Source organism: Sphingobium indicum B90A (assembly GCF_000264945.2).
In the GTDB taxonomy this organism is placed as follows: domain Bacteria; phylum Pseudomonadota; class Alphaproteobacteria; order Sphingomonadales; family Sphingomonadaceae; genus Sphingobium; species Sphingobium indicum.
Genome location: NZ_CP013070.1, coordinates 3587369 through 3608321, shown reverse-complemented (window position 1 = coordinate 3608321; position 20953 = coordinate 3587369). Strand labels below are relative to the sequence as shown.

Below are 20953 nucleotides of genomic sequence, written 5' to 3'. Positions count from 1 at the left end.
CTCGGGACCGATACGCAAGTATCGGTCCCTTTTTTTGCCTGTCAGCTTAGGGGGCGGGTCCACAGGGAGGCCGGACGCGCCTGCGCGGCGGGCCAGCGGCGGGCGCGGCCCGGCACCTGGAGGCCGGCGCGGAGAACCCAGCCCAGCTTGTCGCCCTTCGGCGTGACGACGCGGCGGTCCCAGGCGTGCTCGCCCCGGCGGGCGACTTCGCGGGCGATGCCGCCATAGATGCCCGCCGCCGCCAGCACCGCCCAGGCGGATCGGGGCGGCAGGGCGCCGGTGCCGTGGCGGGCGCTTTCCTCATAGGCGGCGGCCCTGTCGGCCAAGCGGCGGGCGAGGATGGCGAGGCGCGGGCGGACCCAGGGCTTCATATGCTCGCCGGGGGGCACGTCCATTTCGACCAGCCATTCCTCCGGCAGGTAGCAGCGGCCGGCGGCCTCATCCTCGCTGATGTCGCGGGCGATATTGGCGAGCTGGAAGGCGAGGCCGAGGTCGCAGGCGCGGTCGAGCGTGGCTTCATCGCCTGGGTCGACGCCCATCAAGATCGCCATCATGCAGCCGACCGCGCCCGCGACATGATAGCAATAGCGCAGCATGTCCGCCTCGCTGCGGGGCCGCCATTCGCGGGCGTCGAGGGCGAAGCCTTCGATCAGGTCATGGGCGTAGCGTTCCGGAATGGCGCATTCCCGCATGACGAGGCCGAAGCCGTCGAAGGCCGGGTCGCCGGTGGGTTCGCCCTGGAGCGCGGCATCGGTGAGGACGCGGATGGTGGAGAGGCGCGCCTGGCCGTCCGCGACGCCGCGCATCGTACCGCCATGGTCCTGGCCGTCCGCTATGTCGTCGCATTTGCGGCACCAGGCGTAGAGCAGCCATGCGCGTTCGCGGGTTGGGCGGTCGAAAAGTTTGGACGCAAGCGCGAAGGATTTGGAGCCGCGGGCGATGCTCTCGCGGGCCTGGGCGATGAGAGTTGGGCGGTCTGGAAATTCTGAGGGCATTATCAGGACATGCCGTGTGTGGTGGCGAAAGTCACCTGACCTCGGCTTGTTTCGAGCGAAGTCGAGAGACGGCGGACGGCGTGGGTGGAGAGCGGACCTTCCCCCCTATTCGTCACCCCGGACTTGATCCGGGGTCCCGCTTTCTTCCGAGTGCACGCCTATCCCAAGGCAGCGGGACCCCGGATCAAGTCCGGGGTGACGGAAAACTAATGACCGCTCATGGCCATTTCCGACATTCCGAATTTGTCCACGCGGCCCAGCCATTGTTCGACTCCGCTCGAAACGAACGACGTCTTGATCACAGCCGATCCGCCTTCATCGCGAAGACGGTTTCGTGGGGCTGATAGGCCGCCATCCTGTCGAGCAGGGCTTCGATGGCGTTGGCGTGGATCAGTATATTGGCGTGCTGGGCGCGGATGAAGCCTGCCTCCACCATATGCTGGTTGAAGGCGATGAGCTGGTCGTAGAAGCCCGCGACGTTCAGCAGGCCCACCGGCTTTCGGTGATAACCAAGCTGCGCCCAACTGATCGCTTCCCACAATTCGTCCATCGTGCCGACGCCGCCCGGCAGGGTGACGAAGCCGTCGGACAGGTCGGTGAAAAGCTGCTTGCGCTGGTGCATGGTCTGGACGACGCGCAGTTCGGTGCAGCCGCGATGGGCGACTTCGGCGCCGACCAGCGCTTCGGGGATGACCCCGATCACTTCGCCGCCCGCCTCCAGCGCCGCATCCGCCACCGCGCCCATCAGGCCCAGGCGACCGCCGCCATAGACGACGCCGATGCCGCGCCGCGCCAGCACGCGCCCGACATGGCGGGCGGCATCGACATAGGCGGGGTCGGCCGGGGTGGCCGAGCCGCAATAGACTGCCAGTCTCTTCATATGTCCTCTTTACGCCAGATCTTCCAGCATCAGCGCGGCGGTCGCCTTGGCGCTGCCGACCACTCCGGGGATGCCCGCGCCGGGATGGGTGCCCGCCCCGACCAGATAGAGGTTGGGGATGACATCGTCGCGATTATGGGCGCGGAACCAGGCGCTTTGGGTGAGCAGCGGCTCCAGGCTGAAGGCGCTGCCCAGATGCGCCGACAGGTCGCGGCGGAAATCGGGCGGGGCATAATGAAATTGGGTGACGATGCGCGAACGGATGTCGGGGATCAGGCGATGCTGGATCTCGTCCAATATGCGCTCTGCATAGGCGGGGGCGAACCTGTCCCAGTCGATCGGCAGCTTGCCCAGATGCGGCACCGGGGCGAGCGCGTAGAAGGTCGAATGGCCGTCCGGCGCCATCGACGGATCGGTGACGGTCGGGTGGTGCAGGTAGAGCGAGAAATCCTGCGGCAGCACGCCATGATCGTAAATGTCGGTCAGCAGCCCCTCATAGCGCGGGCCGAACAGGATCATATGGTGCGGTATGCCCGGCCAGCTTCCCCTGATGCCGAAATGCAGCACGAACAGGCTGGGCGACCAGCGTTTGCGGGCGAGCTTTTCCGCCTGTTTCTGGCCACGCGGATGATGGCCGATCAGGTCGCGATAGCTGTGCATCAGATCGGCGTTGGAGGCGACGGCGTCCGCCTCCCCCCGCCAGCCCGAAGCGGTGCGCACGGCGACGGCGCGGTCGCCATAGGTTTCGATCTGCACCACCGGATCGGCGAGGCGCAGCGTGCCGCCCAGCCGCTCGAAATGCGTCGCCATCGCCTGGACGAGGCGGTTGGTGCCGCCCTTCGCGAACCAGACGCCGCCGTCCTTCTCCAGCTTGTGGATCAGGGCGTAGATGGAGCTGGTCTGCATCGGATTGCCGCCGACCAGCAGCGTGTGGAAGGAGAGCGCCTGGCGGAGCTTCTCATTCTTCACATGGGAGGAGACGACCGAATAGACGGAGCGCCACGCCTGATGCTTCATCAGCGCGGGGGCGGCGCGGACCATGGAGGCGAAGTCGAGGAAGGCGACCGAGCCGAGCTTTCTATACCCCTCTTCATAGACGCCGCCCGCATAGTCGAGGAAGCTTTCATAGCCCGCGACATCTTCGGGATTGAGCCTGGCGATCTGGGCGCGGAGGGCGGTTTCGTCGTTGGAATAGTCGAAATTGGTGCCGTCGCGCCAATTGAGCCGGTAGAAGGGGGAGACGGGGACGAGGCTGACATCCTCCGCCATGTCGTGGCCGGACAGGCGCCATAATTCGCCCAGGCAATCGGGATCGGTGATGACGGTCGGCCCGGCGTCGAAGACGAAGCCGTCCTTTTCCCACATATAGGCGCGCCCGCCGGGCCGGTCCCGCGCCTCGACCAGCGTGGTGTCGATTCCGGCGGATTGCAGGCGGATGGCGAGCGCGAGGCCGCCAAAGCCCGCGCCGATGACGATCGCTTTCCGGTTCATCGGGTTCGCTTCATCAGGCGGGAGGGCTCATCAATGCACGCATGGCGTCCCTTATGGGCACCGGGGGCCGCCCGCACAAGATGCGGATGCGATCCCGAAGCGTCGAGCGGCCCGCATAGAAGCGGCCGATCAAGGGGGGGCTGAGCCGATAGAAACGTTCGAAGATGCGCCAGCGCTGCGCGGGGCGGGCGGCGCCGAACAGCATGCGGCCGAGCAGCCGGTAATAGCGCCCCTGCCGCCAATGGAGGGCGGCCCATTCCCGCGTCGCATGCGCCAGCAGCCGTCCCTCCATCGGCCATTCGTCCGCCAGCCATTGGGCGAAACGCACGGCGTCGGGCAGGGAATAGCCGGTCATGGGCTGGAACATCGCCGCCCTCACCCCGATCCGCGCCACCGGGTCATGCTGGGGCCAGAAGCGGTCGAAATCGCCGCCATGGACGACCGGCAGGACGCCGCTTTCGCCATGGACGACCGCCTCGACCTGCCAGCCCTGCGCATTGGCATAGGCGGCGATGCGGCCCTCCAGCGCGGGGATGTCGAGGTCCGGAGTGTCGCTATAATAGGTGTCCTCGACAAAGATCGTCCGGTCGTCGCGGGGGAGCAGGTAGACGAAGCGATAGCCGTCGCATTGCTCGACCGTGGCGTCCATGATGACGGGGCGGGTCAGGCCGTGGGGGGCAGTCAGGCGCAGGGTCTGGCCGACGAATTTCTGCCAGCCGCAGCGCAGAGCGGAAAGGTCGCCCCCTCCCCTGGCGTCCAGCACGGCTCCGGCGCGGATGGTGCGGCCATCGGACAAGGTGACGGTGGTGGGCGTCAGTTCGACGGCCTGCGCGCCGGTCAGGACGGCATCGCCCAGCACCTCCCGGACATGGGCGTCGAGGCGCGTCGAGGTGATGCTGTTATAGGGCGCGGCCAGTTGACGGCTATGGCCGGGGAAGCGGACCTCATAGCCTTCGGGCCAGCGATGGGCGACCAGCGGCTCGACCAGCCAGCGGTCGCCCGCATCCACGTCGCTGTCGAAGAAGGACCAGATATGGTTGCCGCCGAGCGTATCGCCGCTTTCCAGCAGCCGGATGGAGACATGGGGATGGCGCATGGCGAAGGCGAGCGCGGTCAGGCTGCCCGCCAGGCCGCCGCCCACTATCGCCAGGTCGCAATCGGTCATGGTCGCCATCGCACCCCTTGTTCGGAAATCCGGCCGAAGCCGGATTGCCGCACCGAAAATGCGCATATGCGCATTTTCCAAACAGACTCTTAGGGGCTTCGAGAGGAAATGCACGGATTGATTTTCCGGGGAATATAGTATAGGGGGGTATCCTATGCATATCGTGGCGGATCGGGACAAGCTGTTGGCGCGGGTGCGGCGCATCGCCGGGCAGATCGGCGCGGTCGAACGGCAATTGGCGGGCGATGCGGGCTGTTCGGAAACGCTGCAACTGGTCGCCTCCGTCAGGGGAGCCGTGGGCAGCCTGATGGAGGAGCTGATCGACCAGCATATGCGCGAACATGTCGCCCGGCCGGGCATCAGCGACGCAGCGCGACAGGCCGCGGCGGAAGAGATGCTGGCGCTGATCCGGCGCTACGGGAAATGAGCATGCATGACGATCACGACCATGGCCATCATCCCGAGGAGCATGATCATGCCCGTGCCATGCCCGCAACCGGCGCGGACGAGGGCGAGGAAAGCCATTATTTCGACCATATCTATCTGAGCCGGGGACATGACGAGAATGCCCGCAAGACGATGTGGGTCGTGTGGCTGACGGCGGCGACCATGGTGGTGGAGATCGTCTTCGGCTGGCTGAGCGGGTCGATGGCGCTGCTGGCCGACGGTTTCCACATGGCGACCCATGCGGGCGCGCTGGCGGTGGCGGCGGCCGCCTATGGCTATGCGCGGCGGCATGCGCGCAATCCCCGCTATACTTTCGGGACCGGCAAGGTGGGGGATCTGTCCGGCTTCGCCTCCGCTTTGATCCTGGCCTTCACGGCGCTGTTCATCGCCGTCGAATCGGCGATGCGCCTGTTCGATCCGGTGCAGGTGGCTTTCGGCGAAGCGACGCTGGTGGCCGTGATCGGCCTGGTCATCAACCTGATCAGCGCCCTGCTGCTGGGGCATGACCATAGCCATGATCACGGGCATCACGGCCATGCCCATGATCATAAGCAGGGCCATGCCGACAATAATCTGCGCGCCGCCTATATGCATGTGCTGACCGACGCGCTGACGTCGGTGTTGGCCATCGCGGCGCTGCTGGCGGGGCGCTATATGGGCTGGTGGTGGCTTGACCCGGCCGTGGGCCTGCTGGGCGCGGCGGTGATCGCGCGCTGGGCCTGGGGGCTGATGAAGGATACTGCCGCGATCCTGCTCGACACCGCCGAACCGGCGCTGACGGCGCGGATCAAGGGACTGGTGGAGGCGGAGGGGGCGACCATCCGCGACCTGCATGTCTGGCGCATCGGGCCGCATGCCCATGCCGCCATCGTCAGCCTGGCCCCCGGCGCGGACGCCGCCGCCGTGCGCCGCCAGGTCCGCGCCCTGCCGCGCATGGAGCATGTGACGGTGGAGTGCGGGTAGGCGGGTTTCGGAGATGCATGCGGGAACGTCCAGACAGGGCGAGGCATGCGCGAGAAAATTCTCAGTAGCATCTTGAAACGGAAATCGGCCTTCCTATTTCCCTTTTGTCCCGGCTCTCCCCCCCTCGCGCCGGGACATCCCTCTTTGTGGCCCCGGCGTTCCCTTGCGCCGGGGCTGCTTTTTTGGGATTAAAGAAACTGGGCCGCTACCCAGCCGCTCGCCCACGCCCATTGGAAATTATAGCCGCCCAGCCAGCCGGTGACGTCGACCGCTTCGCCTATGGCGTAAAGGCCGGGGAGGTGGCGCGCCTCCATCGTCTGCGAGGACAGTCCGGCGGTGGAGATGCCGCCGATGGTGACTTCCGCCTTGGCGAAGCCTTCGGTGCCGTTGGGGGTGAAGGACCAGGCCGAGAGGCGGCGTTCGGCATCCTGCAACTTGCGGTCCGGGATATTGCCGAGATCGCCGGGCAGCGCGAGCCGCTCCGCCAGCGCGTCGGCCAGACGGTCGGGCAGGTGGCCGCGCAGGCTCTGCGTCAGCGTGGCGCGGGGCTTGCCGCGCTTCGCCTCCGTAAGCCAGCCCGGCGCCTGGTCGGGCAGGAAGTCGAGGGCGATGGCCTCCCCATGCCGCCAATAGGAGGAAATCTGCAAGATCGCCGGGCCGGACAGGCCGCGATGGGTGAGCAAGGCGGCTTCGCGGAAGGCGGTCTTGCCATGGCGGGCGACGACCTCGGTCGAGACGCCGGAGAGGGAGCGGAACAACAGGTCTTCGCCGCCGAGCGTCAGGGGGACGAGCGCCGGGCGGGGTTCGACCACCTTCAGGCCGAACTGGCGGGCGAGATCGTAGGCGAAGGCGGTCGCGCCGATCTTCGGGATGGACGGACCGCCGGTGGCGATGACCAGCGCGGGGGCGGTGGCGGTCCTGCCGCCATGGGTGACGCTGTAGCGGCCGTCGGCATGGGTGACGGCGGTGATGGCGTGGCCGAGGCGGATCGCGACGCCGCCCGCCTCGCATTCGGCAAGCAGCATGGCGACGATCTGGCGGGCGCTCTGGTCGCAGAAGAGCTGGCCCAGCGTCTTTTCATGCCAGGCGATGCCGTGGCGTTCGACAAGGGCGAGGAAATCCTGCGGCGTGTAGCGGCCCAGCGCCGATTTGGCGAAATGGGGGTTGGCCGACAGATAGCGGTCGGGCGCGGTGTGGATATTGGTGAAATTGCAGCGGCCGCCGCCGGAGATCAGGATTTTCTTCCCCGCCTGATCGGCATGGTCGATGACCAGCACGCGCCTGCCCCGCTGGCCCGCCATGGCCGCGCACATGAGGCCGGCGCCGCCAGCGCCCAGGACGATGGCGTCATAGGTTTCCGGTGTTGCGGACATCAACCGGCGGCGAGCGCGTCCATGATCTGGCGGACGGGCGCGACGTCATATCCGGCCGAGGCGGCCTGCTCGGCCAGCGCCGCCGGGTGATCGCCTGCGCGGGCGCGGGTCAGCGCCCAGAGCAATGTGCTGCGCGTGCCGGAGCGGCAATAGGCGAGGATCTTGCCCTCGCCCGCCTGTTCCAGCGCGGCGGCCATGCCGTCGAGTTGCCAGGGGGAGAAGCCGCCATGGGCCACGGGCACGGCGGCATAGGCGATGCCGGCGGCCTTGGCGGCGGCTTCGATCTCCGCGCCGTTGGTCTGGCCCGGTTCCTCGTCGTCGGGGCGGTTGTTGATGATGACGGTGACGCCCAGCGCCTTGGCCTCCGCCACCTGATCGACGCTGATCTGCGGAGAGACGTAGAGGCTTTTGGTAAGCTGGCGGAACATGGGCGGACTCCTTTGCGGGCCTCCTTGCGCCTGTGGACGGCGGGATTCAAGGGGGTTGGCCAAGGAGCAACGTGCTCCTGCGAAGGCAGGAGCCCAGTTCAGACGTCAGCAATAGGCCGCGTGGACAAATTCGGAATGTCGGGAAATGGCCATGAGCGGACATCATTTACCGTCACCCCGGACTTGATCCGGGGTCCCGCTTTCTTTCTGAGTCCGCGCCCAGCCCAAGGCAGCGGGACCCCGGGTCAAGCCCGGGGTGACGAATAGGGGAATGGCCCCTCTCCACCCAAATCCCTCAGTCAGGCGAATCTTGAATTTGTCCACGCGGCCTAGGCTCCTGCCTCCGCAGGAGCGCGTTGCTCTCAAGCTTAAAGATAAGGACGGATCGCCGCCAGAAACGCGTCGCCATAAGCATCCAGCTTGCGCTGCCCTACCCCGCTGATGTGGCCGAGTTCGGTGAGGCTCGTCGGGCGCTGCTCCGCCATTTCGCGCAGGGTCGAATCATGGAAGATGACATAGGGCGGCACGCCCGCCTCCTGCGCCAGTTCGCGGCGGCAGGCGCGCAGCGCGTCGAACAGCGGATCGCCCACGGGATTTTCGGCGCTGCCGTTGCGGGCGCTCTTGCGGCGGCGTTCCTTGCGGGGCGGCAGGACCAGGCTGACCTCTTCCTCGCCGCGCAGGATCGGGCGGGCATTGGGGCCGAATTCCAGCCCGCCATGTTCGTTGGTCTGGAGCGCGTCGCGGACCAGCAAGGCGCGGGATACGGGGCGCAGCAGCGCCGTCTCCTCCCCGTCGACGATGCCGTAGACCGAAATCCTGTCATGGCCGCGCTCGCGGATCTTGTCGGTGACGGCGCCGGTCAGCACCTGCTCGATATGGCCGACGCCGAAGCTCTGGCCGGTGCGGTAGACGGCGGACAGGAATTTGCGGGCGGTCTGGGTCACGTCGATGCTGGGCGGCGGGTTCAGGCAATTGTCGCAATTGCCGCAGGTGGTCGGGGGATTTTCCCCGAAATGGCGGAGCAATATGGCGCGGCGGCAGGTGCCGGTCTCCACCAGCCCGCCCAGCGCGGTGATGCGGGCGCGCTCGCCCTGTTGGCGCAGGGGATCGAGTTCGCCGATGCGCTGGCGGGCGCGGGCGAAATCGTCCGCGCCCCAGAAGAGATGCGCTTCGGCGGGTTCGCCGTCGCGGCCTGCGCGGCCCGATTCCTGATAATAGCCCTCGATCGACTTGGGCAGCGCCGCATGGGCGACGAAGCGGACGTCGGGCTTGTCGATGCCCATGCCGAAGGCGATGGTGGCGACCATCACCATATCCTCGCTGGCGATGAAGGCGGCCTGGTTGGCGGCGCGGGTGCGCGGGTCCAGCCCCGCATGATAGGCGCGGGTCGGGCGGCCGGTCTTGCCGAGGGTTTCGGCCAGCTTCTCGGTCGCGGCGCGGGTGGGGGCGTAAACGATGCCGGGGCCGGTCTGGCCAGCGATCAGGTCGGAAAGCTGGCGGGCCAGGCCATCGCGGGGATGGACGGCGTAGCGGATGTTCGGCCGGTCGAAGCCCGCGATGATCAGGCCGTCACGCGGGATGCCGAGCTGGACGAGGATGTCGTCGCGGGTGTGATGGTCTGCGGTGGCGGTCAGCGCGAGGCGGGGAACGTCCGGAAATTCGTCCAGCAGCGGGCGCAGCAGGCGATAGTCCGGGCGGAAATCATGGCCCCATTCGGAAACGCAATGCGCCTCGTCAATCGCGAAGAGGGCGATCTTCGCGGCGCGCAGGAGGGTGCGGAACGCCTCCCCGCTGGCGCGCTCCGGGGCGACGTAGAGCAGGTCGAGATCGCCGTTGCGCAGCCGGTCCTGCGTCTCCCGCCAGTCGGCATCGACGCTGGTGAGGCTGGCGGCGCGGATACCGACCGCCTGGGCGGCGCGAAGCTGGTCGTGCATCAGCGCGATCAGCGGGGAGACGACGACGCAGCAGCCTTCCAGCGCCACGGCGGGAAGCTGGTAGCAGAGCGACTTGCCCGCGCCGGTCGGCATGATCGCCAGCGTCGGCTGCCCCGCCATGATGCGGCCGACCACCTGTTCCTGCACGCCCCGAAAGGCGGGGAAACCGAAAATATCGTGGAGCAGGGTCGGGATGTCGGGACGCATGGGGAGGGGCTGTAGCGATTTGAGGGCGGTGGGGCCAGCTTCCCGCTATCGTCATCCCAGCGAAAGCGGGGATCTCAGGCGATAGGGCACTGCCTGGCGGCACGAAATCCCAGCTTTCGCCGGGATGACGGATGGGCGACTCATGGGATGTCGGATGGGGCCTCAAGGGTCCAGCAGGCAGCCCCAGCCCTTGCGATAGCGCGCCGTGCGGGAGGCGAGCAGCGGAACCGCCGCGTTGACCGATTGCGATTCGGGCAAGTCCTTCAGCGACACGGCCCACATGCCGGGTTCCTTGTCGCCCTTGCAGCTTTCCATCGACCGCCCTTCCACATAGCGGCAGGAGCAGGTTACGCGCGCGCCGAAGCCCGCGCCGACCTGCGCCTGGGCACGCAGGGCGCTCCAGTTCCAGGCCAGCAGCGCCAGCGGCAGCAGCACCGCCGCCAAAGCTCCGTAAATCCATTTCCGGCGACCGGACATGCTCCCCTTTCCCGCGCACCATGCTAAGGCGGCGGCTTATGAGGCTTGAGCGGAACAGCGTAAAGCGCCTTGGCGCGTTGGGCGGGATTTTGGCGGTGCTGGCGGTGGCCGGGCTGTGGACCGTGCGCGCCGCCGCCGGGCCGGAGCCGGTCTATCATGTCGCGGGCGATTCGGACGCGGACGCGGCGACGCTGAGGGCAGCGATCGACCCGCTGTTCGACGATGCGGTGGGCGAAACGCGAGCGCTGGTCATCATGCACGACGGAGAGATCGTGGCGGAGCGCTATGCGCCCGGCTATGGGCCGCGGACGAAGCTGCCGTCCTGGTCCGCGGCCAAGAGCGTGACGGCGGTGCTGATCGGGCTGATGGTGTCGGACGGGCGGCTGGCGCTCGATTCGCCGGTGCCGGTGGCGGCCTGGGGCCAGCCGGGCGATCCCAGGGGGCGCATCACCCTGCGCCAGTTGCTGGCCATGACGTCCGGCCTGGACCATGTCGAGGATGCCGAACCGCTGGCGGAGGCCGACACGATAAGGATGCTGTTCACCGACGGCGCGCAGGACATGGGCGCCTTTGCGGAGGCAAAGCCGCTGGCCCATGCGCCGGGCGCCGCCTTTTCCTATTCGACCGGCAACAGCGTCATCCTGGCCGACCTGATGGCGCGGATGCTGACCAACAGCACCGATCCCGACGTGCGGCGGCGGGCGATGCAGATGTTCATCGACGGCCGGCTGAAGATCCCGGCGCGGCTCGACAGCCTGACCGTGGAATATGATGCGGCAGGGACGATGATCGGCGGCAGCTTCATGCATATGACGGCGCGGGACTATGCCCGTTTCGGGGAATTGCTGCGCAACCATGGGCGCGGCGCGGCGGGGCACCAGATCGTGCCGGAAAAATGGATCGACCATATGCGCGAGCCTTCGCCCCGCAATGCCGCCTATGGGGCGCATCTGTGGCTGAACCGGGACAGCGAGGACAGCGCGCTGATGCCGGGACGGGCGCCGCGCAGCCTGTTCGGCTGCGTCGGCCATGGCGGGCAATATATACTGGTTTCGCCCTCGCAGCGCCTGACGGTCGTGCGGCTGGGCATGTCGCCCCGCAAGGAGGAGCGCGCCGCGCTGAAGGCGGAACTGGCGAAGCTCGTCGGGCTTTATGCGCGGTGAGGGGTGGAGAGCACGCTTCTCCTATTCCTCCCCATCGGGAGATGGGGAGGGGGTCCAGCCGCAGGCTGGTGGAGGGGAATGGGGCACGACCTCCGAATTTCCCCTCCACCACTCGCTGCGCGAGCGTCGAAGAGAGTCACGTGCCTCTCTTCGACCCTCCCCACGCTGCGCGCGGGGAGGATTGAAGGTCACCTAAAGCAGGAAATTGCCTTCGATCACCGTGCGGCAGGCGCCGGTCAGGATCACCCTGTCGCCGGAAAGCCGGCACGACAGGCGCCCGCCGCGCCGCGATGCCTGAAAGGCCGTGAGCGCGGCCTTGTCCAGCCGTTTCGCCCAATAAGGGGTGAGCAGGCAGTGGGCGGAGCCGGTGACGGGATCTTCGTCTATGCCCGCGCCGGGGACGAAGACGCGGCTGACGATGTCGCTGTCATCGCCGGGCGCGGTGGCGATCAGCAGGATGGGACCGGCCTTCTTCAACGTCGCGAAGTCCGGTTCCAGCGCACGGATCGCGGCCGCGTCGCGATAGAGGAAGATCGCATAGCCCCCTTCGCGCCATTGGGTTTCCAGGATGTCCCCGCCCATGGCCTCGGCCAGTTCGGGCAAGGGCCTGGGTCCGGTAGGCCAGGCGGGAAGGGAGAGGGCATAGCCGTCGCGGTCGCGCGACACGCTGAGGATGCCCGCCTGCCGCGTGCGGAAGCGGACGGCGGTGCGCCCGCCCATCAGCACATGGCCGCTCGCCAGCGTGGCATGGCCGCAGAGCTTGACCTCCACGGCCGGCGTGAACCAGCGCAGCGCATAGTCCGCCTCCGGATCGTCGGGGGTGGGCACGGTGAAGGCGGTTTCGGAGAGGTTGTTTTCCGCCGCTATCGCCTGAAGCGTCGCATCGTCCAGCCATTGGCCGAGCGGCATGACCGCGGCCGGATTGCCGGTGAAGGGCGCGTCGGCGAAGGCGTCGACCTGGATGATGGGCAGGCTGGTCACGGGCAATCCTTTGATCTGCCGATCATCATGGCGATGCGCCCGGCGCCGGGACAGGGCCGGTCGGCCGAAAATGGCTTGGCGCGGCCCAGGGCCTCATCCCAGCAGGACGAGCGCGGTGCAGACCGCCAGCCCGACGACGAGGTTGAGCGGAATCCCGATCCGCACGAAATCGGAAAAGCGATAATCGCCCGCCGCATAGACCAGCGCATTGGTCTGATAGCCGATCGGCGTGGCGAAGCAGGCCGACGCGCCGATCATCAGCGCGATCACAAGCGGGCGCGGATCGGCGCCTAACTGATGGGCGAGCGCGATGGTGAGCGGCGTGAGCAGCGCCGCCACCGCATTGTTGCTGAGCAGTTCGGACAGGAGCAGCGCGAAGAAATAGATGAGGAACACCAGCGACCATGCGGGCGCGGCGGCGAGCAGCGGATCGATCCAGCCGACCATCAGCGCGACGCTGCCCGCCTGTTCGAGCGCCAGTCCGACCGCAAGCATCGCGAAGATGAGGATCAGCACGTCGCCGTCGATCGCGGCCCATGCCTCCTCCGGATCGATGCAGCGGGTGACGAGGATCACGCCCACCGCGATGAAGGCGGCCAGCCCGATGCCGATGACGTCGATGGCCGAGAGCAGCACCACCGCCGTCAGGGCGAGAATGGCGATCCACGCCTTTCGCGGGCGGAAGGCGCGGGCGCGGCTGATGTCGACGCCGATCAGATGGGCATTGTCCTTGAGCGAGCGGATGCTGTCGTCGCTGCCCGCGATCAGCAGGCGGTCCGCGCCGCGCACGCGGGTTTCGCTGAGGTCGGGTCCGGGCAGGTGGCGCGCCCGGTGAATGCCGATGATCCGCACCCGCAGCGCGTGGAGGAAGGGAATGTCGATCAGCCGTTCCCCGATGGACGGATGGCTGGGCGCGATCATCGCTTCGATGACGGTGCCGCCGCCGGGAGTTTCCGACGCCGCGGCCAGGCCGATTTCGAAGTCGCCGGATTCGCGCAGGGTCATGATCGTCGCGCCGTCGGCATGGACCAGCAGGTGGTCGCCGGCGTGCAGTTCCTCTTCCTCTATCCCCCGGCGCCGTATCTCCCCCGCCCGCTTGAGGCCGAGCAGGCTGGCGGAGCGGCCGAAGATCGACAGGGAGCCGACGGTGCGGCCGATCAGGTCGCTGTCCCGCGACAGGATGAGTTCGGTCAGATAATCCTGCACATTGCCGCCATCCTCCCCCGCGATGGAGGGCGGATCGCTGGGCAGCAGGAAGGACAGGCCGGCCAGCGCGGCGATGCCGGCCGCGACCCCGGCCAACCCATAGGGCGTGATGTCGAATATGCCGAAGGGCGCCATGCCCTGGTCGGCGGCGATGCCCGCGACGATCAGGTTGGTCGATGTGCCGATCAGCGTCACGCAACCGCCCATCACCGCGACGGCGTTCATCGGGATCAGCAGTTTCTTGACCGGATAGCCGGTCGCCTGCGCCAGCTTGAACATGATCGGGATCAGCAGGATCACGACCGGCGTGTTGTTGAGGAAAGCCGAAAGGACGACCGTGCCGAGCGTGACTTCGGCCAGCGCCAAGCGGGGGTGGCGCTGGGCGCGGGCCATGACCAGGTCGGCGACGCGGTTGATCGTCCCCGTGCGGATCAGCGCGCCGGAAAGCACGAACATCGCCCCGACCGTCAGCGGCGCGCTGTTGGAGAAAACGGAGAACAGATCCTTTTCGTCGAGCAGGCCCAGCAGCGCGAAGGCGCAGGCCCCGACCACCGACACGACAGTGGGCGAATAGCGTTCGCGCACGAAGGCGACGAACATCAGGGCGAGGATGACAAGCCCGATCTCCGCGCCATAGATGCCGATCAGCGCGGTGATGAAATGCATGCGTCTTGTGCCCCGGATCGCGTTTTCGCGTCCTGCTTCAACGAAATGGGCCAGCCATGGTTGCATGGCTGGCCCGTGTTCGCGGCTGAAGGGGACGTTTTGACCGTCAATCCATGCGGGGCATGGTGACGCTCCCCAGGCTTACGCGCTGCCGCTCGCCCTCCCGCGGGCGATCCGTGACGGCGATGGTATCGCAGATTGGGTGAGTCGTCTCGCCGGAATCGCGCCTTTGCCGGAATTATGGCTCGATTCGGCGCGTTGTGGGGGGTGGCGAGCAGGATTCTCCTTCGTGCTCCTGCGAAGGCATTTGAGCCTCGCGAGAAACGGACCTGACGGCAGGGCTGGACTCCTGCGTTCGCAGGAGCAGGGCACGGCCTGGATCAGCCCTCGCCGCACTGGGCGCGGTGGAGCAGTTTCTGGTCGGCCAGCACCAGCGCCATCATCGCTTCGACCACCGGCACGCCGCGAATGCCGACGCAGGGGTCGTGGCGGCCCTTGGTCACGATGTCCGACGCCTCGCCCTCGCGGGTGACGGTTTCGACCGGGATCAGGATCGAGCTGGTCGGCTTGAAGGCGATGCGGACCTTGACCGGCTGTCCGGTGGAGATGCCCCCCGCAATGCCGCCCGCATGGTTGGCGAGGAAGACGGGATTCCCCTCATTACCGGGCCGCATCGGGTCGGCATTCTGCTCGCCGCGCAGGCGGGCGGCGGCGAAACCGTCGCCGATCTCCACGCCCTTGACCGCGTTGATGCTCATCATCGCGGCGGCGAGTTCGCTGTCGAGCTTGGCATAGAGGGGCGCGCCCCAGCCGGCCGGAACGCCGCTGGCGATGCATTCCACCACCGCGCCGAGCGAGGAGCCGTCCTTGCGGGCGTCGTCCACCAGCTTCTCCCAGCGCTTCGCCGCCTCCCGATCGGGGCAGAAGAAGGGGTTGTTGTCGATCTCGCTCGCGTCAAAACGGGCCGGGTCGATGGCGTCGCCGCCGATTTCGGTCACATAGGCGAAGATGTCGACATCGGGGATCACCAGCCGGGCGACCGCGCCCGCCGCCACGCGGCTGGCGGTTTCCCGCGCCGAGGATCGCCCACCGCCGCGATAGTCGCGAAAACCATATTTGGCGTCATAGGCATAGTCGGCATGGCCGGGGCGATAGGCCTTGGCGACTTCGCTATAGTCCTTCGACCGCTGGTCGGTATTTTCGATCATCAGGCTGATCGGGGTGCCGGTTGTGCGCCCCTCGAACACGCCCGACAGGATGCGGACCTCATCGGCTTCGCGGCGCTGGGTGGTGAATTTCGAGGTGCCGGGCTTGCGCTTGTCCAGGAAAGGCTGGATGTCGGCTTCGGTCAGGGGCAGGCCCGGAGGGCAGCCGTCGACCATCGCGCCGATGGCGGGACCATGGGATTCCCCCCAGGTCGAGAAGCGGAAGACGCGGCCGAAAGTGTTGAAGCTCATATCTGCCTTTCGTGGGTGAGGTGGTTCGCCCTCACCCTCCCACCGCTTCGCGGCGGGTCCCTCCCTCTCCCGGTGGGAGAGGGGTTTTGTTACTTGTCCAATGCGATGTCCGGCGCGTCTTCGGCCTTCATGCCGATGACATTGTAGCCCGCGTCGACATGATGGACTTCGCCGGTCACGCCCGCCGCCAGGTCGGAGAGGAGATAGAGGCCCGCGCCGCCCACATCCTCTATCGTCACGTTGCGGCGGAGCGGGCTGTTCAGTTCGTTCCACTTCATGATGTAGCGGAAATCGCCGATGCCGCTGGCCGCCAGCGTCTTGATCGGACCGGCGGAGATGGCGTTGACGCGGATATTTTCCGGACCCAGGTCCATGGCCAGATATTTGACGCTGGTTTCCAGCGCCGCCTTGGCCACGCCCATGACGTTATAATGGGGGATCACCTTTTCCGCGCCATAATAGCTGAGCGTCAGCAGGCTGCCGCCCTCCGGCATCAGCGCTCGCGCCCGCTTGGCGACGGCGACGAAGCTGTAGGCGGAGATGTTCATCGTCAGCAGGAAATTTTCCAGGCTGGTGTCGACATAGAGGCCGCGCAGTTCATTCTTGTCGGAAAAGCCGATGGCGTGGACCACGAAGTCCAGCCTGCCCCATTTCGCCTCGATCTCGGCAAAGGCGGCGTCCAGCTTTTCCATGTCCGACACGTCGCAGTCGATCAGGAAATCGGACCCCAGTTCCTCCGCCAGCGGCCTCACCCGCTTGGCCAGCGCCTCGCCCTGATAGGAGAAGGCCAGTTCCGCGCCCTGCGCATGCAGCGCCTTCGATATGCCCCAGGCCAGCGACTTGTCGTTCGCCAGCCCCATGATCAGACCGCGTTTTCCCGCCATCAAGCCTGTCATACCGTCGTCCCATTCCCTTTATCGTCCGGCGCGGCCGCCGCGGCCTCCTCTTCCGGGAACTCCGCCAGCGCCGCATTCAATTCCGCGCCAATTACCACGCCAAGCCCGACAAGAAAGAAGAAAATGAGCGTGATCATCACCCCGGCCAGGCTGCCATAGGTCATGTCATAGCCGCCGAGCATGGAAAGCGTGACCGGCAGCAGCAGGGTGACGCCATACCACCAGAGCGCCGTGGCGATGGCGCCGGGCCATTTCGGGAAGCGCGGATCCTTGTACAGGCTGGGGGTCAGGGAAACGTAGAGATAATAAAGCGCGACGCACAGGATCGCCATGGGCGCCAGCTTCGTCAGGCTGACAATCTGTATCGCCTGGTCGGCAAAGGGCAGGATCTGGTGCAGGAACTGGTCGATGCCGGTGATGATCACCTGCATGGAGAAGGCGAACATCACCGCGAACACGCTGACCAGCGTGATGCCGATGGCGGTCAGGCGATAGTGCCAGAAGGGGCGCGTGCTCCTGGTCCCATAGGCGCGGCGCAATATGTCGCGGATCGTCTCTATGAGGCTGCCGACGGTCCACAGCCCGACCAGCCCGCCCAGCCAGAGCAGCGGCCCAGTGCGGGCGTTCAGCACGTCGACGATGGGCTGGCGCACCACCTCCGCGACGCCCGGCGGCACCGTTTCCAGAAAGGCGCCGACCGCCGCCAGCCCGTCCTGCGACCGGCCGAAGATGCTGGCCACCGCCGCCGCCACGATGAAGAAGGGGAACAGCGTCATCAGCGAGAGATAGGCAAGGTTCCCGGCATGGATGAAGCCGTCATTATAGGTGCCGACCGCCACCCGCTTCGCGATTTCGAACGCGTGGCTGCCGGGCCGCACGCGGGCGATCTGGCGGTGGAACTTGGTGCGGGCTTCTTCAGCGATATGCTTGCGGCGGGATTCCGGCGACAGGGGGGATGGATGCGGCATTCCCCCCTAACCCCTCATACGCCCAGATGGGTCCGCACGGCGCGGCTGTCCCGCCAGCCTTCCACCAGCGCCTTGATCGCCGGATCGTCGGCGGGCACGTCGATCAGCAGGGTGACGAGCTGGTCGCCCCGCTGCCCCTTCCTGCCCGTGAAGCCCTTGCCGCGCAGCCGCAGCGTCTTGCCGGAGGAGGCGCCCGCCGGCACGCCCAGCATCACCGGGCCGTCGACCGTCGGCACCTTGACCTTCGCCCCCTTCACCGCCTCGTCCAGGGTGATGGGCAGGTCCAGCAGCACATTGTCGCCGTCGCGGGTGAAGAAGGGGTGCGGCTTCACCTCTATGGTGACGATGGCGTCGCCCGCGCCGCCGGGGCCCTGCTGGCCCTTGCCGGAAAGGCGCATCTGCGTGCCCGTCTCGACCCCCGCGGGCAGTTTCAGGTCGATGGTCTTGCCGTCCTGGAGCGTGATCCGTTGGGGCGCCAGGGTCGCGGCGTCGACGAACTGGACGGCCAGGCGATAGGTGACGTTCGCGCCCTTCTGCGGCGGCGCGCCCCGGCCGAAACCGCCAAAGCCTCCGCCCGCTCCCCCACGCCGGCCCGCGCCGCCGAAAAGCCCTTCGAATATGTCGCCGAAATCGGCGCCGCCATCCTGGAACTCGAACCCGCCGCCCTGCCCCGGACGGCCGCGAAAGCCCCCCGCCCCGCCGCCGCCGAAGCCGAAGGGCGCGGTCGGATTGCCCTCGCCGTCGATCTCGCCCCGGTCGAAGCGGGCGCGCTTGTCCTTGTCCGACAGCAGGTCATAGGCGCCGGTGACGGCGGAAAATTTCTCCGCTGCCTTCGGATTGTCCTTGTTCCGGTCGGGATGCAGTTCCTTGGCGAGCTTCCGATAGGCCGATTTGATCTCTGCCTCGCTCGCGCCGCGCGCGACGCCCAGGGTGGAGTAGGGATCAGCCATTGCCGTCAACATATCCTTTGCATCAAAAAGCCGTTTGCGTCCTATGTGGCGAAAGGCGCGGGATCGTTCAAGCGTGGGAAAGCCGTATCGACATGGCTTTGTGAGGGGCGTACAGCACCGCGCATGACCGATCCCTTCCTGCTGTTCGACGCCTGGTATGCCGAGGCGCGCGAAACCGAGATCAACGACAGCAACGCCATGGCGCTGGCCACCGCCGACGCGCGCGGGCGGCCGTCGCTGCGCATGGTGCTGCTGAAGGGGCATGGGCCGGACGGCTTCGTCTTCTACACCAATTTCGAGGGGCGCAAGGCGGAGGAACTGCACGCCAATCCGCATGCGGCGCTGCTGTTCCACTGGAAATCGCTGCGGCGGCAGGTCCGGATCGAGGGTCCGGTGGGTCCGGTGGACGACGCCACCGCCGACGCCTATTTCGCGACCCGGAGCCGCGACAGCCAGTTGGGCGCATGGGCGTCGGACCAGTCGCGTCCGCTGGAATCGCGCGACCTGTTCATGGCCCGCTATGACGAGGTCAGCCTGCGGTTCGAGGGCGGGCCGGTGCCGCGTCCGCCGCACTGGTCGGGATTTCGCGTCGCGCCGGAGCGCATCGAATTCTGGCAGGACCGCGAACATCGCCTGCATGAGCGCCGCCTGTTCGAGCGCGACGGCGGCGGCTGGCGGGAAGGACTGCTTTACCCCTGAGTTCGTCTATTTCCCGCGCCGGACGGGGCGCGGAATATGATTCCTCATTCGTCTAACCGGGATGACGGCATTCACGCGCCTTCGATTGCGGGCGCTGCGGGTGGCTGTTAGGTGTAGCCACCATTTGGGACAGACCATGAATGCGGTGCGCCCGCGCGCCGGTTAAAGGAACGAGATGCGAAATCGACTGACGGCGTTCATCCTGACGGGAATGGTTCTGGGGGTGATCGTGGGCTTTGCCACCAATATCTGGGTGGGTGGCGACAAGGCGCTGGCCAAGGATGTGGCGGGCTATTACCATCTGCTGGCGGACATCTTCCTGCACCTGATCAAGATGATCATCGCGCCGCTGGTCTTCTCCACGCTGGTGGCGGGCATCGCGCATATGGGCGACAGCGCGGCGCTGGGCCGGATCGGCGGTCGCGCCCTCGCCTGGTTCATCATCGCCAGCCTGATCTCGCTGACGCTCGGCCTCATCTTCGTCAATTTCTTCGCGCCGGGCGAAGGGCTGAACCTGGTCCGCTCGGGCGCGGATTCGGGGGTGAATACCGAAGCGCTCAACTTCCGCGACTTCATCCTGCACGTCTTCCCCACCTCCATGGTCGGGGCGATGGCGGAAAATTCGATCCTCCAGATCGTCGTCTTCTCCCTGTTCGTGGGCATTGCGCTGACCGCCATCGGCGAAAGGGGCAAGCCCATCGTCACCGTGATCGAGGCGATGGTCGAACTGATGCTGCAAGTGACGGGCTATGTCATGCGTGTCGCGCCCTTCGCCGTCTTCGGCGCGCTGGCGTCGGTCGTGACGACCGAAGGGCTGGGCGTGCTCAAGACCTTCGGCGAGTTGGTGGGCGAATTCTATCTGTCGCTGATCGCGCTCTGGGTGCTGCTGTTCGCGGCGGGATCGATCTTCCTGGGCAGGCGGATGGTGAAGCTGATCCGCTATGTGCGCGAGCCGATATTGATCGCCTTCTCGACCGCGTCGTCGGAGGCCGCCTATCCCAAGATGCTGGAGCAGCTCGACCGTTTCGGCGTGCCGCGGCGCATCTACAGCTTCGTGCTGCCCCTGGGCTACAGCTTCAACCTGGACGGGTCGATGATGTATTCGACCTTCGCCACCATCTTCATCGCCCAGGCCTATGGCATCGACCTGCCGATCGCGACGCAGATCACCATATTGCTGGTGCTTATGGTGACCAGCAAAGGCATCGCCGCCGTGCCCCGCGCGTCGCTGGTGGTGGTCGCCGCGACGCTGGGCCAGTTCGACCTGCCGGTGGAGGGCGTGGCCTTCATCCTGGCGGTCGACCATTTCATGGACATGGGTCGCACCGCGACCAACGTGCTGGGCAACGCCATCGCCACATCCGTCATCACCAAATGGGAGGGCATGCTGGAGGTCGAGGAGCCGGAATATGTGCCCCATCCCAAGGCGCCCGCGCATACCCCCTCCCACGGTCGTGCCGGGCTGGAACTGGCGTCGGACATGGTGGAGGAGGAGAAGCGGGGGTGAAGCGGGCGGCGCGTCGGGGTGCCGTTATGCTGAACATGGGCGTGAGCGGGCATTAAATCCTCCCTGCGCGAAGCGTGGGGAGGGTCGAAGAGAGGCGCGT

19 protein-coding genes are annotated in these 20953 nt (G+C 66.9%); 5 read left to right on the top strand and 14 right to left on the bottom strand.

The annotated features are described in order from the left end of the window. Positions 1-41: 41 nt before the first annotated feature. The 4 genes from SIDU_RS17450 to crtY form a co-directional block, all read right to left on the bottom strand. The gene (locus SIDU_RS17450) at positions 42-995 is read right to left on the bottom strand and encodes a phytoene/squalene synthase family protein (RefSeq protein ID WP_007686865.1); all 954 of its coding nucleotides are present in this window, start codon (positions 993-995) and stop codon (positions 42-44) included. A gap of 298 nt (positions 996-1293) precedes the next feature. Next, positions 1294-1875, bottom strand: coding sequence for an LOG family protein (locus SIDU_RS17445; protein ID WP_007686866.1), 582 nt, complete (start codon positions 1873-1875; stop codon positions 1294-1296). 9 nt (positions 1876-1884) lie between these two features. Next, the gene (locus SIDU_RS17440; protein ID WP_007686867.1) at positions 1885-3366 is read right to left on the bottom strand and encodes a phytoene desaturase; all 1482 of its coding nucleotides are present in this window, start codon (positions 3364-3366) and stop codon (positions 1885-1887) included. Between the two features lie 13 nt (positions 3367-3379). Continuing rightward, entirely contained in the window at positions 3380-4540 is a 1161-nt protein-coding gene (gene crtY / locus SIDU_RS17435; protein ID WP_007686868.1) for a lycopene beta-cyclase CrtY, read from the bottom strand. A gap of 145 nt (positions 4541-4685) precedes the next feature. Here crtY and SIDU_RS17430 point away from each other — a divergent pair, with 145 nt between their 5' ends. Together SIDU_RS17430 and dmeF are read left to right on the top strand one after the other, a co-directional pair. Further along, positions 4686-4958: a metal/formaldehyde-sensitive transcriptional repressor gene (locus SIDU_RS17430; protein WP_007686869.1), complete on the top strand. Its 273-nt coding sequence runs from the start codon at positions 4686-4688 to the stop codon at positions 4956-4958. After that, complete coding sequence (dmeF, locus tag SIDU_RS17425) at positions 4955-5941, top strand: CDF family Co(II)/Ni(II) efflux transporter DmeF (protein ID WP_007686870.1); 987 nt, start codon at positions 4955-4957, stop codon at positions 5939-5941. The genes SIDU_RS17430 and dmeF overlap by 4 nt, the downstream gene beginning before the upstream one ends. A 188-nt stretch (positions 5942-6129) precedes the next feature. On the opposite strand, the gene SIDU_RS17420 is transcribed toward dmeF, so the two are convergent. The 4 genes from SIDU_RS17420 to SIDU_RS17405 all read right to left on the bottom strand — a co-directional run bounded on the left by SIDU_RS17420 (position 6130) and on the right by SIDU_RS17405 (position 10360). Continuing rightward, the gene (locus SIDU_RS17420) at positions 6130-7314 is read right to left on the bottom strand and encodes a BaiN/RdsA family NAD(P)/FAD-dependent oxidoreductase (protein ID WP_007686871.1); all 1185 of its coding nucleotides are present in this window, start codon (positions 7312-7314) and stop codon (positions 6130-6132) included. Then, positions 7314-7742, bottom strand: coding sequence for a protein tyrosine phosphatase family protein (locus SIDU_RS17415; RefSeq protein ID WP_007686872.1), 429 nt, complete (start codon positions 7740-7742; stop codon positions 7314-7316). Before SIDU_RS17415 ends, SIDU_RS17420 begins: the two co-directional genes overlap by 1 nt. Positions 7743-8110: 368 nt before the next feature. Then, on the bottom strand, positions 8111-9883 hold the full coding sequence (gene recQ, locus SIDU_RS17410) for a DNA helicase RecQ (RefSeq protein WP_007683151.1): 1773 nt from the start codon (positions 9881-9883) through the stop codon (positions 8111-8113). 162 nt (positions 9884-10045) lie between these two features. Continuing rightward, positions 10046-10360, bottom strand: coding sequence for a hypothetical protein (locus SIDU_RS17405; RefSeq protein WP_013038815.1), 315 nt, complete (start codon positions 10358-10360; stop codon positions 10046-10048). Positions 10361-10398: 38 nt separating this feature from the next. Between SIDU_RS17405 and SIDU_RS17400 the strand changes: the two genes are divergently transcribed. Then, entirely contained in the window at positions 10399-11523 is a 1125-nt protein-coding gene (locus SIDU_RS17400; protein ID WP_007683145.1) for a serine hydrolase domain-containing protein, read from the top strand. Positions 11524-11715: 192 nt separating this feature from the next. Here the strand turns inward: SIDU_RS17400 and SIDU_RS17395 are convergent, their stop codons facing one another. From SIDU_RS17395 to SIDU_RS17370, 6 genes are all read right to left on the bottom strand, one after another. Next, a complete protein-coding gene (locus tag SIDU_RS17395) occupies positions 11716-12504 on the bottom strand; it encodes a PhzF family phenazine biosynthesis protein (RefSeq protein WP_007683138.1) in 789 nt (262 codons plus the stop codon). A gap of 93 nt (positions 12505-12597) precedes the next feature. After that, positions 12598-14376, bottom strand: coding sequence for an SLC13 family permease (locus tag SIDU_RS17390; RefSeq protein ID WP_007683136.1), 1779 nt, complete (start codon positions 14374-14376; stop codon positions 12598-12600). A gap of 380 nt (positions 14377-14756) precedes the next feature. Next, positions 14757-15833: a chorismate synthase gene (aroC, locus tag SIDU_RS17385; protein WP_025771271.1), complete on the bottom strand. Its 1077-nt coding sequence runs from the start codon at positions 15831-15833 to the stop codon at positions 14757-14759. A gap of 89 nt (positions 15834-15922) precedes the next feature. Continuing rightward, positions 15923-16729: an enoyl-ACP reductase FabI gene (gene fabI / locus SIDU_RS17380; protein ID WP_007683122.1), complete on the bottom strand. Its 807-nt coding sequence runs from the start codon at positions 16727-16729 to the stop codon at positions 15923-15925. Further along, complete coding sequence (locus SIDU_RS17375; protein WP_007683119.1) at positions 16726-17697, bottom strand: YihY/virulence factor BrkB family protein; 972 nt, start codon at positions 17695-17697, stop codon at positions 16726-16728. The genes fabI and SIDU_RS17375 overlap by 4 nt, the downstream gene beginning before the upstream one ends. A gap of 14 nt (positions 17698-17711) precedes the next feature. After that, the gene (locus tag SIDU_RS17370) at positions 17712-18647 is read right to left on the bottom strand and encodes a DnaJ C-terminal domain-containing protein (protein ID WP_007683116.1); all 936 of its coding nucleotides are present in this window, start codon (positions 18645-18647) and stop codon (positions 17712-17714) included. 123 nt (positions 18648-18770) lie between these two features. Here SIDU_RS17370 and pdxH point away from each other — a divergent pair, with 123 nt between their 5' ends. Beyond that, positions 18771-19346 carry a pyridoxamine 5'-phosphate oxidase gene (gene pdxH, locus SIDU_RS17365; protein ID WP_007683115.1) on the top strand — a complete coding sequence of 192 codons (576 nt, stop codon included), beginning with the start codon at positions 18771-18773 and terminating at the stop codon, positions 19344-19346. Between the two features lie 175 nt (positions 19347-19521). Then, the gene (locus SIDU_RS17360) at positions 19522-20853 is read left to right on the top strand and encodes a dicarboxylate/amino acid:cation symporter (RefSeq protein ID WP_007683112.1); all 1332 of its coding nucleotides are present in this window, start codon (positions 19522-19524) and stop codon (positions 20851-20853) included. Positions 20854-20953 lie beyond the last annotated feature (100 nt).